The sequence below is a fragment of the Cognatundibacterium rugosum genome (assembly GCF_014284365.1).
Lineage (GTDB): Bacteria > Pseudomonadota > Gammaproteobacteria > Burkholderiales > Burkholderiaceae_D > Undibacterium > Undibacterium rugosum.
Map to the genome: position 1 here is coordinate 1 of NZ_JACOGG010000033.1, position 17,189 is coordinate 17,189.

Below are 17,189 nucleotides of genomic sequence, written 5' to 3' on the forward strand. Positions count from 1 at the left end.
ACTGGTTCAACGCCAGCAAGTCCCTGGCGGCGGTGCTACATTCAGGGCAATCGACTACAGTTTAAATCGCTGGTCGGCGTTAACCCATTACCTCAACGATCCTCAGGTGCCGATTGATAATAATTGGGTTGAGAACCAGATTCGTCCGGTCGCATTGGGAAGAAAAAATTGGATGTTCGCCGGCAGTCTGCGTGCAGGCAAACGTGCGGCGGCGATCATGAGTCTGATCCATTCAGCCCGGCTCAACGGTCACGATCCTTACGGGTTCATGAAGGACGTGCTGGAAAGACTACCATTACAACCATTCAGCCGCATCGGCGAACTACTGCCACACAACTGGAAGCTTGCTCAATAATTTCCATCATCCATATCAGAACCGGTCAACCTGTGATGACCGGGCGCTTACTTTTGAAATGAAAAAAAACCTGAGCATCAGTTCAATGCTCAGGCTTCTTTAAGGATACTCAAGATCAGGAGAACTTCAGATAAGCCTTCAACTGACGCCACTTTTCTTCTTGCTCAGGTGTTTTTGGTTTGCCCGCTGCCTCTTTCAGGAATGCAAGTACCAAAGCAAGTATTAAACCTAAGAAAGCAAACGCCAAAGTAATAATTGAACGTTTAGGTTTGTCTTTCAACTCAGGCTCCACCGCCTTATCCAACACCTGGATCAGGGGAATATCTTTAGCCTCATCCAAACGTGCAACCTCATACTGCTTAGACAGTAACTCATACAACATTTGATAGTATTTGGCATCACGAAGCAATTGCACACTGCTGCTGCCCGACGTTTCTTTTACTTTCGCAGCACTCGCATCATGTGTGGTGGCAGTTCCATTTTCCAACTTCGCCAATTCTTGCTGCATTCCCAGCAACTCTTGACTGACACGCTTATATTCCTGATTGTTCGGCGTCACAAAAGCCTGCATCGCTTTAAGCTGAATCTCTTTGGCAGATATCGCAGCACGCAGCTTTGCCACGGTTTCCAACACAGCTTTACTTTGCGCATCAACGCTCAGCATGCCTTTGCTATCAATACCAGACGATAAAGCTGTTTCAGCGGCAATCATTTTCTCTTTTGCCTGCAACAATTGCTTTTCATAGAAAACACGTCGTTGAGACGCTTCCGTTAAAGCGAAGGTACTGGTCAGTGCAATCAGCTCTTCTACATAGGCATTGGCAATTTCCGCCGCAATTTTAGGATCCTTATCTTCGACTTCAATAGAGATAATATTGTCCTTACCAGAGGCGATGACCGAATTTGCATCCAGGGCTTTACGCGTGGTTTCTGTAAACTTTTGCTCATACCTCGATTGCAGATCAAAACGCTTGATGAGTTTATCGGTCAGCAAACGGCTCTTTAGCATGGACACGTACAAATCATTCGGATTTTTTAAGCCCAAGGCAGCACCAGCACCACCTGCCAGCCCACCTAACTGACTCAGCATTGCGGACGCAGTAGACTGACTTTGCTGTGGCGGCAATACCTTGGTATTCGCCTTATACACTTTGGGCATGGCAAAGCTGATCAATAGCCCGGCGACGCCAAACAGTACAGGATATAAAATGATTTTTCTTTTGTGCTTGGCCAATACCAGCAGTAAATCCATCAAACTGATGCCATCCCCATCGTCATGCATGGCAATATTTTTTTCTTGATTCATGACTGTCATGCTTATTGCCTCAAACTCTTAATTGCTGCTGCACTGATGCCAAATCCAGATAAGATTTGCGCCCAGTCTTTGAGCCCATTAATCACAGATTTATACGCAGTCTCTTTATTCAAACGCTCAGGCACGACTATGCTGTCGCCTGGCATGACTTCAGCAGAGCTGACACTGGAAAACCAGCCACGCCCGGTAGAGGACAAAACTGTACCGTTAGCACGAAGTACAAAAATACCGTCTAAATCAGCTTCCGATGTCACACCGGCATTCGCCAGATATTTGTCAACTGTCGTACCCTTACGCCAGATGACAGAAGCTTCCTGATTCACGGCGCCAAAAATGTGCACAAAGTCAGGGCGGCTAGGAATGATGAGCTGATCGCCATTCTCCAGTTTCAATTGTGGCAACTTATCGACATTTTCATCATTCGCAGACAAATCTAAAGAAACACGTCCTGTCGCCTTCAATTCGCGCATACGCGCCAAGGCTTGCATGCCAGACTCTTGCTCACTCTTAGCTTTCAATGCGGCTAGTTGTGCATCAGAACCTGATTGATTTGCGGCTACCTTAGCCGATTCGGCGCGCAACTGAGACTCCAGACGTCGGACCGTTTTTTCGAGGTTGACCTGCTGCTCGGCACGAACCTTGTCGCGATAAAATTCCGTTCCAAATAAATAGGCGTTTGAAGTTGCGCCGCCAGCTTTGGCGACCAGACTTTGCAAGGTCTCCCCTGGCATCATCTGATAGACACCAGGCACATTGACCTCACCTTCGATACGTGCAAATACCTTGCGTTTAGCGACCGGAACGCGGATATCATTTTGCGAAAACACGGTTACCGCATCACCAGCCTGCAATTGTAGATTATCCTCAGTATTTCCCGCTTCCAAAGCACGACCAAGATGAAATGGAATCAGAGTCACATTCAGCGTAGCACGATCTATACGCTCAATGACTGCGTAATCCCAGTTCACATCGTCGAACAGATTACCGATGCGAGCGGACAGCGAAATTGCATTTTCTTTCCTCGCATCCTGACCATCTACGCTCTGCTGCAGCAAAATGTCATTCTGACGCTGCACGGAAGCGCGTGTAATCAAACTTTCACGATTCGGAATCAGATCACGAATACGCATACCGGATTTGAACGGAACACGTAATGCCTGATTCACATTACCACGCAAGGTCACCGCATTGGCGAAGTCCGGCGTAATGGCTGTCACGGTCAGTAAATCGCCATTTTTTAAACTTTTGCTCAAGCCCGCGCCGTTGAGCGCGAATTCTTCCACTGTACGTGGCTGCGACTTGTTTGCATCGATACGTTCCAGGAAGGCTCTGCGTGGATCGGCAACAACGGGCATACCACCAGCCAGATCAAGAATACTGGAAATCGATTCGTTCGCTGTTTTCAATTCATAAATGGCAGGTGTATTGACTTTACCCGTCAACGCGATATGACCAACCGCAGCGGGAATAAAGATAGTATCGCCATCCTGCAATTTGATATCACTGCTTTTATCACCCTTTGCAATAAAGGCGTACAAGTCCAGATTACCCAGCACCTTGCCGTTGCGCTTTACCTGCACATTGCGCATAGAACCTGCCGCATTTGGACCACCACTTACAAGCATTGCGGTGACTAATGTAGAAAACCCGGACACTGTGTAAGAACCTGGCTTTTTAGCTTGCCCAACTACATATACGGTAATTGCGCGCAGACGACCAAAACTCACATTAACAGTCACATCGCGATACAGCTTTGCAATCGAAGACCGAATTATTGCCTCAGCATCAGCGGCTTTGACACCGGCCAAATTAATATTGCCTATCGTCGGAATACTGATGACGCCGTTTCTGTCGACAACCGCGCGGTAATCGACATCCAGACTACCCCAGGCGCGTATCAATAATTCATCACCGGCTCCCAGCATGTACTCCGATGGAACCGGCGTATTCTGTAAAGGAGCAAAACTACTTGGTGTATTTTGAAAAAAATCCGCACCAAAAACAGGCAGACTTTTCCCGGTTGCGTAACGAACAAATTGTTGGAATTCACTTGCTTCGGTCTTTTCAGTGCTCCGGTTTTCTACGCGCAGCGGCACTTCATCAACTGCCGGTTTGGATGGCAATTGGGTTAACGACTGATTGGTAATGCGTGGTTGCTTTGCCGTCAAGGATTGCACGTCCGCTGTCTGCACATCAACCTGCTGTGCAAATGTACTGCTAGCCGCCAGCAAAGCAATGACCGGTAAGGTACTCTTCATAATTTGGTGCATAGGGTGTAGGTTAAAATTAAGTATAAGCTTAAGAAATTTAAGAAATAAGTGATTAAGATAACTACCGGTCTGCCATCAGGCTGCATCGCGTGAGAGTTTGTGATTCTCATCACTTTCAGAAGTGCGCTCACCGACCGTCATCCAAGGCTTGATCTTAAAACGCACGATCATTGCATAAAATATGCAATAGCAAAGAATGAATATGCCGGTAAAGAGAAGAATTAGCGGTGTATTCGACCAGCATAATACCGCTGGAATAATAGAAAATGCAGTCAGTCCCCACAGATAAGGGGCGGTCATCGAATTGCGTTTGACGATATGTGCGGCCTCTTTCGAGCCTATCATGTGTCTGACTAAGCGTTTATATACCAGCGAATGCAAGTGTATCGCGTCGGGCAGGCCTGCAGGCAAACCACGGATGATCTTGCGGCGATAGATAGAAAACACCGTTTCCCACACCGGGTATATGACCAATAACAACGGAAACCATGGCGAAACTGATGGGTTGCGGTATACCAGCATGACGCAAATTTCGGCGATCATAAAGCCCCATAAATAAGCGCCGCCATCACCTGCAAAAATCGTCCCGCGTGGATAATTCCAGAATAAAAATCCCAGTGTTGCTCCTATCAAAGCAATACACTGCCCAAGCAGAAACACATCACCAACCTGATAACTGACATAGGCAAGCGCAGACAAAATCATCAACACAACTGTACCAGCCAAACCATTAAAGCCATCGATAATATTCATCGCGTGAGTAATACCACCAACAGCCAGCATGACTAGTAAGGCATTCAAGACGATATAACTGCTCACCAGATGATCCAGTAAAGGCAATCCTAAGCGTATCAATTTCGCATCTAACAACCACATCCCTAGCAAGGCAGCAACAAACGCAGCCAACAAACGCTTTAACGGGCTAACTTTCTTTGTGACGTCCTCAATGATCCCAGCCAGCCATACAGGCAAAATGGCGAGTACAAAAAACAAACTATTGACGTGCCACTCGCCCAGATACAAGGCCGCTAAAGCCGACAGTAAGCCTGCAAATATCGGGACGCCACCTATGCGTGGGGTTGCGCCATGATGCATCTTTTGCGGTCCGGAGCCACTTTGATCGGCAGAAAATTTGTGGTGAACATGTTTGTAATAAATTAACAAAAAACATGCAATCCAGGACACAATTGCCGCAATGAATAGAATAACCGCCATGCTCACACTTATAAAAATATATACGAAAGTAATATTACCAGACTGAAGCAGAATTTTTTCATTCTGAATTCACAAGATCAGGTAAACATTTAAAAAAATTGAGTTCACAAGCAAATAGAAAAAGCGCGCACACTTGCGCGTATATTACGCAACTAAAATTTCCACTTGATTACTACGCAGCACCCAGCAACGACGCTACACATTCATAGACACACTAAAAATCCGTTTCCAGCAAAAAAACAGCCAGCTTGAAACTATGTTTTTGTTATCATGCCTAAACAAAGCAAAACTAGCATTTAAGCATACAATTAAGACAATAAAATCAGATGCACATTGTTGATCGATAAGCTGTCAATAATCTGACAATAAGCACCCTTTTTGCCAGAATCACCTTAACTGCGGCCAAATGCATCCTCAAGCCGGACAATATCGTCTTCCCCCAGATAACTGCCAGATTGCACTTCTATGATTTCTAATGGAATAACACCAGGATTCCTCAACCTGTGCACTTCTCCCAGTGGGATATAGGTCGATTGATTCTCAGTAATCAACTTAACTTCGTCACCACAAGTGACCTCAGCCGTCCCCTTGACCACTATCCAATGTTCTGCACGATGATGATGTTTCTGCAGGCTCAGGCTTGCACCAGGCTTGACCTGTATGCGTTTCACTTTAAAACGTTCTGACTCGTCGATACTGTCATACCACCCCCAGGGCCGGAACACTTTACGGTGCAGGGTGTGCTCGGCACGCCCTTGCTTTTCCAGCATAGCCACGACTTTTTTGACATGTTGACTCTGCTTGCGGTCAGCAACCAAGACTGCGTCTGCCGTCTCGACAATAACAAGATCGTCGACACCAACAGCACTGACCAAACGATTTGAAGCATAAATCAAGGTGTTGCTGCAATCTGCAAAAAAAGCATCGCCAACAAGCATATTGCCACGTCCATCATGTTGACCAGTCTGCCACACAGCATCCCAAGCACCAAGATCACTCCAGCCTGCTGCGAGCGGTATCATGCTGATGTTAATTTCAGAGCCAGGGCAATGCTCAATCACCGCATAGTCAACCGACTCGCTGGCTACTTGATCAAACATCGCTTTATCTGGCCGAACAAACAGCTCGTCATTGGAGCGGCTATTCCATGCTGAACTGACAGACTGCAATATATCAGGGCGGAACATTCCCAATGCTTTGAGCCATGTGCTCGCTTTTAAAACAAACATTCCACTGTTCCAGGCGTAATGACCACTACTCAAGTACTGCACTGCTGTCTCAAGGTCTGGCTTTTCCGTAAACTGCAGAACTGTATGCTTGCCTGATGCGCCCAGATCTTCATCGTAGTGTATGTATCCGTAGCCGGTTTCAGGGCGGTCCGGCTTGATACCAAGTATAACGATCTCTCCACTGAGAGCAGCCTGTACACTTAAACGCAATGCGGCTGTCATGGCAGATTCGTCAACTACCGTCTGATCCGCTGGCGCCACGACCAAAATGGGATCGTCTCCCTGCAAACCCGCCTGTAACGCGGCCAAGGTTAAGGCAGGTGCCGTGTTACGTGCAACGGGTTCAAGTATCAGCCTAGCAGCAATTTCTTTCAACTCACGTAACTGGTCAAGAGCCAAAAAGCGATGCTCTTCATTCGTAACAATTAAAGTTTCATCAATCTGACATGCATTGCCAGCAATAGAATTCACCCGGCAAATGGCTTGCTGGAAAAGACTGGTTTGACCAGAAAGCACCAAAAACTGCTTGGGAAATCCGGTACGAGAAAGGGGCCACAAGCGAGTACCAGAGCCACCACACAATATGACAGGGACGAGCTTAACCATCAATCACTCTCTTCGATAGAAATTGCTCAAAAAAACAAGAAATTCATCTCATTTTGACGTATTTCTAATGACCAACGAAACAGTATGTACATCGCAAAGAAATTGCAATAAGCGCGCGTCATCTTAACTGACGTTCTGCACCTGTTCACTGGTTTTGCCAAAGCGCCTTTCACGTTTATGGAAAGAAGCAATAGCTTCATCGAGCGCATCAGCGCCGAAGTCCGGCCAAAAAGTTTCGGTGAAATAAAATTCAGAATAAGCTAATTGCCATAAAAGAAAATTTGAAACTCTGGACTCTCCACCAGTACGTATCAACATATCAGGCTCAGGTGCGTACGCCATAGCAAGTTTTGACGATAACAACTCTTCCGTCACGTCACCAGCCTTAACACCATCTGAGATGAGCTGGTTGCACGCATTTGCGATATCCCAGCGACCACCATAATTAGCGCAGATAGTTAAAGTTAAACCAGTATTGGCAGCGGTTTCAGACTCAGCCAAGCGCACCAAATCCTGCAAATCTTTATCGAAGCGGCTCAGATCGCCAATGACTTTGAGGCGAATATTATTTTCACCCATCTTGCGTATTTCACCGACCAGGACTTTTCGAAAAAGCTGCATCAGCAAAGAAACTTCCTCCTGAGGACGGCGCCAATTTTCCGAACTAAAGGCAAATAATGTCAAAAACTCAATACCACGATTGACACAGGCTTCAACAACTTTATTTACCGTCTTTACCCCTTTTGCATGTCCTGCAAAGCGTGGCAAAAAGCGTTTTGTTGCCCAGCGACCATTGCCATCCATGATAATAGCTATGTGTCTAGGCATATTACCGTGCGCCATCACACCCGCATTTTTACTGTTCATACAATTCTCAAATTATTTACTAGGAACACCAAATGGTATGCTTATTGTCGCATCCACAATAGTTGAATTCAATTGGCCTTTGAGTGATTTCACCCGCCCCACCCCAAACTTCAGTTGTGTATAACGATTCAAGCCATAAGTCAGATACCCCAGGCTCTGCACAATTGCGCCGCCCTGGCTGTTCACGCCGCCGCCGCCCGCTGCACCAGCAAGTATCTCTCCGGACAGCCCTAAACCATGCGCCATATTCTCGGATCTCATTCCCAGTCCAGCTAAACCGACAGAATAGCCGCCAGCGTTGCCACTAAATCCACTATGTGCCTGAGCGGACATAAACAGGCCTGAATTTAGATCACGATTGATTTTCAAACCCATCGTGCTGAGTGCCTGATCACCACCGGAATAACGGCTAGCTTTAACATAATGTTGAATACTCGCTGCCCATTCCATGCCACGAATAGTGCGGTCAGTTCTTGAACGACTAACATCATCCAGAACTATCCCCAAATTCAACGTTCCATACTTTGCTTTAAATTGACCGTCGGGCGCATCGACTAAGCCACCTTCCAGCGTGAAAAACACATCCGGCGTAATATCTATTTTTGAGTAAAGCCCCGCTTTTGCAATCAGGCCTCCGCCCGTTGGCACCTTACCACCACCGCCCATACCTACGGAAAAACGACTTCCCACGTGTACAGACTCTGAAAACACAGGAATTTCATAGGCAACTCCGCCTAAAATCTCAGCATATCCATCCGCACCGCCTTTCACAGCCGCACCAGCCTCAATTCCCCACAATACATTTCCAGAAAGAAATTGTTCCGATCTGAAGCCTGCGTAACCTAAGGAGCCCTCATAGGGCTTTGCACCAAGATCAGCAATGCCATGACGAGGCTGAAACACTCCACCCGTGATCTGCATCCTGTCGAAACCAATACCACCCCGCCCCAATCCTGCAAAAGAGCGACCCGCAGTTGCCGAGTCTGCATAATTGAAATCGGTATCAAAGCCAACGACCAAACCAGCCTGATTTGAGCGTATATGCCCGTTAGGAAAACGTACTTGAGACAGGGAGAGCCCGACTTCAGTGCGTCCTGACTTCCATGTTAAGTCGATATGGGGCCGAAGCATAAGCCCTCCCCCTACTGCTGCTGCACCACCGCCACCACCACCTGCATATAAGCCAGCTTTTCCATACACATCTGCAAACACATGTCGCCTGAAAGCCAACTCCGCACCACCGGTAAAAAAACCCCCGCGCTTTCCGGATATCGCACCGTAGGCGGCCGGGCCGATTTCAACCGCCTCATTTACTCTCAGCAGATAAGCACCGCCTAGCAGGCCCATCGTTTCGTTTTGTGGGAGGTTAAGTTTTTCGAAGCCAAACTGCACATGGGCAGCTTTACTCACAATTTCGAATTCAGGGGACGAGTTCGCCTGCTGCGCATGCACGTGAGAAAAAGTAAGCGAACATACAATCACCAGCGGAAGTGAGGCGCTTTTTTTTATTTTCATTTTTTAAATGGAGCTTGATATCGACTGCTCAAGGCAATCACCAATTTACTTGATCAAGTTTTCTAAATTCCTGAATTTGGAATACAGGAATTCATAGCACCAGGATAGTGTTAACTGACAATACAAATTGCTACATCTCCCAAGGAAAACCCTTGTAATCTGTGTCGAGAGAGCATTGTATCAATGCTTTGGATACGAAAGAAGTATTAATTTTGCAGTTAGAGATGTTAACGGGGTTTATATCTGAGCAAATAAAAAAGCGGCTCTACATCAGCCACCTGTTGCAGATGCATCGCAAGTTGCATCTTTATCGGGATTACATGTCCTTGCTCGTCCAAGAAAATTCAACTTTACTCGACGCGTAACTGAGTTATATATAAATGAAACCGTTCCAGCTTGAGGTTGCTGTACGCTAGCTTTAGTACGACTCCGACCATTACCCGTATAAGATATATAAGCTGAAGAGCTATCGGTGAAAGCGCTGGTTACAGTAAATTTACTTGATAATGCATCGTGAGTAAAAATAATTTTCTCATTGGAGTCTGCCTTTAAATTACCATTGTCATCGACGAAAATGGTCCAGCCCGACTTCCAGTCACTTCCATCTGTCGCAACCATACTGACTTGTGCCCCGCGCTTTATGGCCTCAGCACGTGCAAGGTTGACACCCGCATAAAATTCTAAGGTAGCCGTCTGCAATCGTTGATTGTCGATAAATGAGCTAAATGAAGGCGCGGCAAGTGCCATCAGGATCGCAGCTATGGCAATCGCCACCAGCAACTCGACCAATGAAAAACCTCGATACAAGAAGCGATTGAAATTTAATGTTCGCATGGCTCACCAGCACAAATCTTTAGTGCCTGAACTGCTAGTAAACCCTTTAACTCCAGTACTGGTCAGTGTCAAATTTCCGCAAACCGGGTCACTATAGTTCTTGTTAACATTGGCAGTACCAGGGGAAGCCGTTAGCAAAACACAATTTTGAATAACATCGCCAGTGCAGGCTTCCCCCTTAATTTCATAGTTACTGGCAGCAGCAGTTGCCCCGGAATACCAGGTAAATTTCTTTTCAGTCACATCCGTAGAGGCCTGAGAAAAAACGGTATAAGTATTGTTCTGCGTGTAAAACTGTTCTTCTTGCAGCATCAACTTTACTAAAGCAGTCTTCGCTTCCGCTCTCTTCGTTTTCAAAGTGTGCGACTGGTATGCGGGAACGCCAAAGGCTGTAATCATGCCTATGATTGCCACTACGATTAACAATTCGATGAGACTAAAACCATTATTTCTTTTCATAAACACCCCGATATACAATTTATGAACCACCTGCCGTAGCAGCTTTTTTCAATTCTTGCCAATTTCTAATTTCCTGCCAACTAATGCGACCTGCCCTGGTAACCGCATCAGCTGCCGCTGAATTTTCAGTAGTAATACCTGAAGAATTCCCCGTCCCAGCAGTTCTGACCGAAATTTTTGTCGTAATTCTGCGCGCGCCCGTCCCAGTTCGGTCCCCAGACGAAGTGGAAATATTGATCACTATCGGGGAAGTCAATAAGCCTATCGTAGACAAAGTACCTGTGACATCAGAATTCATACCGGTAAGGACATCGACCACGTATTTACGACCGCTCCCACCCGAGCACGGATCGGAGCTAAGAATCAGAGTGTTAAAAAATAAATAATTCCCCGCAAGCGTGCCCGTCAACGTATGATGTATACGCTCACCTGTATTTTGAGAATTATAAAAATCCAAATACCATCCTTTTTTTGTACCAGTCACAACACCATAGACAAATTTATTGCCACCGATTCTAAAGCCATTACTGTCCGCAGTCAGCGTGCGCGGTTCTAGCTGGCTACGACCGGTCACCACGTCACTGTCGTAAGTCGTATCCAGAATTGCATAATACGAATTGGTCATGTAGTTGGACGGCGTGACGTCGTAGGTCTCCATATATTTTCCAGTCCCGAAAGTCAGTATATAACCACCTCCCGGTGCAAAGACAATTTGTGGTTGCACTGTGATTGGCTGTACCGCACCAGTTGAGTCTTTCGCTGTAAATACGGGCTTGCTAGACACCTTAGCTCTATCCAGACTACCTGCGCTAAAGTCGAAACGCCATAAATTACCCTGTAAGTCACCCACATAAGCATAACTGACTGAGCCATCTGCACCATAGGCAACATTCGGAGCGCCTAGACCATTTTTGGCCGTGCTATCTTTGATGGGCGTCATTAATTTAAAGTAATTGCCACCTCTAACCCAAGGGTCCGATGGCTTCTTATCCAAAGAGAGGATGAACAAGGCTCCCTGTCCAGTTGCACTCGCGTCATAGTCGTAATTGTTATAGCCGCTAGAAATAACAACAAAGTTACCAAATGTCGGACTTGTCGTCGTGCCACCCGTACGGAATTTTGCTATCAACGGCGGAGAAAGTACGTACCCCATATCCTTATCAATTTTATCGGTGAACTCCCATAAGGCCCCTATCCCACCGGGAAAATTAGCCGGGTTAGTGACATCAAGAGCAAATACACCTTTGTTTCCGGCACCCATTCCTGAAACCAACAAAGTCTTCCAAACGTTGTTGACTTGTGCCTCCTTGACTGTGATACGACCATCCACGAATGAACTATGGCTATAGTAGGGATCGGTAAGATCATTCAAGCTCGATATTAAGGCATTTGGAATGTATGAAAACAATTCCTGGCCATTATTGGCATTGAATGCATGCAACATACCATCATTAGAACCGACATAAACCGCTGCCTGGCGTCCTTTGTTCGCAGTATAAAACGTGCTGTAACCGACACCTGTCACATTCTTTGCCGGGGCACCATAATAGACTGGCGCACTGTTAACAATATCGCCAAGCACACTGTCCCGTGTTCGGAACTGACCTGTTGTGTTTCCACTCGCGTCCTTACCTTGCTCTAAAGTACGTACTCCGCGCAAGTAATCAATACGATCACTAGCAAGGTTATCCGTAATGCCCGTATGTGGATCTGTATTTAATGCCGCCAAATCAGATGCACTGAAATTACCACTGCTGTTAGAAGAGAAGGTAACTAATGCCAAAGACCCATCTGATGAAATTTTCGATGTATAGATTTTCCTGTCTGCAGGCAGAGGGCTGGGCGGCTGCTTATTTACTGGATCACCTGTCAGAATGACCCCTGCATCCCAAACTGCCGTTGGGTTGGCTGATATTGCCGACATTTTTTTCAAACTGCCTGACCACTTGTCAGCTTTAAAACCAGGTTCATAAACAAAGGGGTTATCACTTGAACTGGTGGAACTGATTCCTACCCCGGCCAAGGTTCCACCGCTTGACGCAACAGTTTGGAAAATAGAATTTATCGCTGCCATCATCCTCTTCGGATTACTGGCCAGAAAAAAGTTATCTGGGTCTGTTCCATTACCACTCGCCCACTCTTTATTGTTTGCAATAACAGTTTTACCATCCGAGTCAAAAGTCTTAAACGGATTTTTATCCAGGTTCACATCGGTAAAACCGCCGTATTTAGCTGTCAGATAAAGTTGAGATAGTCTTGGTGCTGTATTCGCACGACCGGCATTGTCTATAGAACCATTACCATTTTCATCAACATCTATCGTAAACGTTTTAACCCGTACCGGCTTATCAAGACGAATATCGTTATTCCGCGCCCAATATGCAGTGCCGACCATGTAGAACGTGGCCCCACTAGAACCGGTATATGCAGTAGCCATATTAGCCAAAGATGCAACTGGCGCTGAATTTCCAGATGTAGCACTAGACTCCATCGCAGCAACGAGTGCCGTTTGAGCTTTTGCATCAAATGCAGGCCATTGCGCTGTCGCTGTATCGGCAGGCCTTAAGCCGCGTCCAGCCCCTGCCAAAGTACCACCTGGAATGAAAGTATCCTGATGCGTATTTGCATCACCAATTGCAATAATATAGTTTTTTTGACAAGATGCTTCGATAGGATCAGTCCAGTTGGTTAACACCTGAAAGTTGTCCTGCATTGCTGTTGTAATCCCAGAAATAGCGCTCGACGTCGGCGACTTTCCCTGAAGATAACGAATACTCTCGTAATATAATTCCCCTAAAGGATCGTAGCCTTTATAACTACCTGTGCGTCCAAATTTGTTAAGATAATTGATAACACCACTGTTTCCAGTTGCATCGTTTTCTGGATTATCATAATAGATACCAGTCAGCGGGTTCCATTCTGGTCGAGTGTTAACCTCTTCGGCAAAACCATTGACTGCGCGATACTGCTTGCTACCTACGTATTTCAATGGAGCACGTAACACTCCACCATATCGCGTGTTAACATTGTCCATCAAATAGCCAAACGCTCCGTAGCGCACATTATTCTGATTGCGCTGCATTTGTCCAACTGGCTTGTAGGTACCATTCGGATATTGCAAACACAAATCCGTTCTGGATGTATTTTCTTGTGCGTCACAAACTTGTACACGTACAAGAAACTCCCCAAGAACACGATCTGACCCAACGTCAAGGCGCGTATCAGAATTAATGTCATTATTCGGGTAAGTTCGCTGAGTACCACACCCCCCCGTCACATTCACATCCGTAAACATGATTTTATTATTACAATTAAGCACATACATAGTCGCAACATTGTATGGAGTTACTCCCTTTGGGGCGCTCATCGTCGCAGACGCTGCGACAATTTTCCTTTGGAAATAGCCGCTATTATAAAAATTAGGTAAATAAGCGCGTTGCAATACAGTTTGAGAGGTTGTATCAATTATCCTATCCCCACCGGTCAATGACAGACGCAACATGTCAATAGACGAGGACGAAGCCCAATTCATAAAATTTCCGCTAAATGAGTCACCACCACACTCATAATTGGCATCCGCGTCTTTTGATATAGAGAAATATCCATTCGCCATATCTGAAGTACTCACAGTCCGACTGGTAATCAGATTTCCATTCTTATCTCTGGAAAAAGTCTTAAATCCACCACTCACATAGCATTTTTTAGAATTGAAATAGCCTATATATTCGACGGTCTTATTGTAGTCATTGGAATTGGTATACGCCGCTTTCACTGTCGGGAATTCAACTGACAAGTCCAGCAATAAGTTGGGACGTACGTTACCACCGCCGGAGTACAGCGGTTCACTTGCAAGGCTGATTGTTGGCGGTGCTGCAAACGTATTCAACATGTTCAAACTTGCCGCCAGCATCAATAGCATATGTGCAGACCAACCTACGTATTTTGACTGCCAAATAAATTTATGTCGCATCATGACTTCTCTGCTTTCCGATAAAACGATTGCAAGACAACTTGAGTATTCGGGTTAGAACCAAAACCGATCGCGGTAATTCTGAACAAATACTTGGTCTGTTCATCAGCCTTTCGTCCTGCTTCCAGATCCTGTACTGCTTCGATGATGTAGCGTGGTAATTTGACTGGAAATGAACTTTTTCCTGTCACCATCGTTTGCCCCGTAAAACGACCAAATTTGACTGAAGCAGAGCCAGATGCATCCGATGCCAAATCAATCACAAACCAAACTGGCGTTTGCCCTTGTGCTGCAGGCAAGCACATCCCTTGGTACAAATTGCCATCCCCTGTTGCACATCCGGCCTCAAAAAACAGATTCGATTTCGGATCAAAGGTATCTGCGCGACTGCCAGCAATCGCAGTTTGTGGATCGATATCCATTTCCGCATCTTTGAGTGCGGCTTCAGCGGCCATCAATGCTATTTGCCTGTCCCTGTCGTTGCGGGAAGCCTTCTCTCCCTGCAATGAAATAGTCGACATGGATATGCTCAATATCAAAACCACGATCAACATCATGAGTGACACAAATAGCGCAGCCCCCTGCTCACGCTTTGCCAAATTCCTGTAAAGTCGGTTTGAACGATGACGTTTAGCAATATCCTTGAAATACATGATCTGACTCAATTCGTTTATGGAGGAGGAAGGCAAGTACCGCGGTCGGTATCGACATAACATAAGTTACGCACCTGTACCGTAGTTGTATAAATTTTGCGGCTACGATTTTTTACGCTCGCTGGCAATTGTGCTTCCATAATCGTCGTTCCCTTATCATTAGAGCCATTTGCGGCCGCATATGCGGGGCCAAACAAGTCGTATTGAGATGTCTGCTTGTCGATACGAGAGTTTTGCGTTCCTCTCACCAACATCGCAACCTTTACAACAGAGATTTTTTTCCAATAAGTTTTTCGATTTAAGTCCTGCTTTTGTTCCGCCTGGGTAGCACCTGATAAGACTAAGGTTGAATCTAAGGCATTAATGTCCGTAGCCGTCAGGTACTGATTAGCAGTGCCATCAGGTGGATTACTTCTGTCTATCCCATACAAGACCTGAAAAGACTCCACTCCCTTTACGATAGATTGTGCAGACCATTTTCCTGACGTTGAGTTATAGTACTTACAAACCAATTCTGGCTCATTGTTAGCATCATTTGCGACATAGTAAATACTCCAGCCACGATCCTGATCCGCGGTACTCGGTGAAACAGGCGCAGGAACAAAAGAACCAGCACAGTTAGTGACAATTCCGTCGCCGCCACCAGTGCCTGAACCAAAGAAGCGAACAGCAAGAACATCGCTAAAATTTACAGCACTACCTGTAGGCGTATCAATTCCTGTGGAAATTGCACTCACACTGTTAGCATCCAACCCAGAAATATCTGAACTTGCTGTCTCTGGCGTTATTTGCGGTGAATTATTAAAATCATAATTCACATAACCACCCTGCCGTAGAGACGCCGCTATATTATCGAGCGCAAAACGCGCCGTATCCTGCACATCCTTACCTTCGGTCTGCGCAGTAAACAAAGTTTTTGTAGACACGACCAGGCTGGTTGCTGCCAAAACCACAATAAGACCCAGCATCAGTGAGACCAATAATTCAATCAGGGTCAGACCAAGCTGAAATCTGACACGCATCAGACTGCGTGAATTGGAGGACATTTTTAATGTATTCATTTTACATATGACTCAACGGTAATTGCGACGCTGGGAGGTATAGATCCATTGCTGTCATTAAAGCTGCCATCCGGATTTTTGCTTTTCCAGCCAATTTTAATTGTCATTCCAGAACTACTATCGGCTGTGCAAGTCCATGTTAAAGCTTTCGCGGTACTATTAAATGGAGCAGAATCCCGGCAGACTAGGACGCGCCCTCCAGGCAATAAGTCCTTAACACGCACGAGCCATTCATAAATTTCAGCCTTCACCAAGCCGTTTGCGTCACAACTTGCAGCAGATGTGAAGCACATGGTTGGTGCACTCGGCGCAGAATCGGTCAGGGAATTATAATTTATAGCTAAAAATGGATTATTAGCATCCCCGCCCTTCATCGCTGCATCACTGGAGCGCATTTTGTCCGCCAATTCACTTGCCAAGGCGACAGCAGTAGATTGAAAGCCACTTTGCTGTGTTGTTCTTACGGCAGCCAATTGCAAACCGGCAGCTCCTATCACCCCCAAAGCGAGCACAAATACTGCAATCAATACTTCTACAAGGGAGAAACCCTGAGTGTGTTTTAATTTCATAGCGACCTACCGTGATATACGCGTATCGATATTGTAGATGTTGAAAAAAATATTGGGTAACCGCTTATCCACTGCAATGTGCCAATTATCGGAATTTATGTTACTCACAGATATCTTGAGTTTGATTCGCCGCCATAGCAGCCCAATTCCAACAGCAAAGCACAAAGCACAAAGCAAAGCGTAAAAAGCAAAACCCCCCGTTACGGTTGTAACGAGGGGTTTTTAAAGGGAGCCTGACGATAACCTACTTTCACACTGGTTGCAGCACTAT

13 protein-coding genes are annotated in these 17,189 nt (G+C 46.0%); 1 reads left to right on the forward strand and 12 read right to left on the reverse strand.

Annotation, left to right across the window (positions count from 1 at the left end; translation table 11 throughout):
• Positions 1–355: IS66 family transposase (locus H8K47_RS17370; protein ID WP_186882642.1), on the forward strand; the 355-nt coding region annotated here is incomplete at its 5' end.
• A gap of 115 nt (positions 356–470) precedes the next feature.
• Here H8K47_RS17370 and H8K47_RS17375 read toward each other — a convergent pair.
• From H8K47_RS17375 to pilV, 12 genes are all read right to left on the reverse strand, one after another.
• Positions 471–1,661 carry a GumC family protein gene (locus tag H8K47_RS17375; RefSeq protein WP_230410243.1) on the reverse strand — a complete coding sequence of 397 codons (1,191 nt, stop codon included), beginning with the start codon at positions 1,659–1,661 and terminating at the stop codon, positions 471–473.
• A gap of 11 nt (positions 1,662–1,672) precedes the next feature.
• Positions 1,673–3,928, reverse strand: a complete 2,256-nt coding sequence (locus H8K47_RS17380) for a polysaccharide biosynthesis/export family protein (protein ID WP_186882643.1) — start codon at positions 3,926–3,928, stop codon at positions 1,673–1,675.
• An 87-nt stretch (positions 3,929–4,015) separates the two neighbouring features.
• Positions 4,016–5,035 carry an MraY family glycosyltransferase gene (locus H8K47_RS17385; protein WP_230405304.1) on the reverse strand — a complete coding sequence of 340 codons (1,020 nt, stop codon included), beginning with the start codon at positions 5,033–5,035 and terminating at the stop codon, positions 4,016–4,018.
• A gap of 512 nt (positions 5,036–5,547) precedes the next feature.
• Positions 5,548–6,990 (reverse strand): mannose-1-phosphate guanylyltransferase/mannose-6-phosphate isomerase, encoded by a 1,443-nt coding sequence (locus tag H8K47_RS17390; RefSeq protein WP_186882645.1) that lies wholly within the window; start codon positions 6,988–6,990, stop codon positions 5,548–5,550.
• Positions 6,991–7,113: 123 nt separating this feature from the next.
• Positions 7,114–7,857 carry a polyprenyl diphosphate synthase gene (gene uppS, locus H8K47_RS17395; RefSeq protein ID WP_230410244.1) on the reverse strand — a complete coding sequence of 248 codons (744 nt, stop codon included), beginning with the start codon at positions 7,855–7,857 and terminating at the stop codon, positions 7,114–7,116.
• A gap of 12 nt (positions 7,858–7,869) precedes the next feature.
• Entirely contained in the window at positions 7,870–9,372 is a 1,503-nt protein-coding gene (locus H8K47_RS17400; protein ID WP_186882646.1) for a hypothetical protein, read from the reverse strand.
• A gap of 270 nt (positions 9,373–9,642) precedes the next feature.
• Entirely contained in the window at positions 9,643–10,206 is a 564-nt protein-coding gene (locus H8K47_RS17405; RefSeq protein WP_230410245.1) for a GspH/FimT family pseudopilin, read from the reverse strand.
• 3 nt (positions 10,207–10,209) lie between these two features.
• Entirely contained in the window at positions 10,210–10,665 is a 456-nt protein-coding gene (locus H8K47_RS17410; protein ID WP_186882647.1) for a type IV pilin protein, read from the reverse strand.
• 19 nt (positions 10,666–10,684) lie between these two features.
• Entirely contained in the window at positions 10,685–14,638 is a 3,954-nt protein-coding gene (locus H8K47_RS17415) for a pilus assembly protein (protein WP_186882648.1), read from the reverse strand.
• Positions 14,635–15,351, reverse strand: coding sequence for a pilus assembly PilX family protein (locus H8K47_RS17420; RefSeq protein WP_186882649.1), 717 nt, complete (start codon positions 15,349–15,351; stop codon positions 14,635–14,637). Before H8K47_RS17420 ends, H8K47_RS17415 begins: the two co-directional genes overlap by 4 nt.
• Positions 15,306–16,349 (reverse strand): PilW family protein, encoded by a 1,044-nt coding sequence (locus H8K47_RS17425; RefSeq protein ID WP_186882650.1) that lies wholly within the window; start codon positions 16,347–16,349, stop codon positions 15,306–15,308. Before H8K47_RS17425 ends, H8K47_RS17420 begins: the two co-directional genes overlap by 46 nt.
• Positions 16,346–16,918, reverse strand: coding sequence for a type IV pilus modification protein PilV (gene pilV, locus H8K47_RS17430; RefSeq protein ID WP_186882651.1), 573 nt, complete (start codon positions 16,916–16,918; stop codon positions 16,346–16,348). Before pilV ends, H8K47_RS17425 begins: the two co-directional genes overlap by 4 nt.
• Positions 16,919–17,189 lie beyond the last annotated feature (271 nt).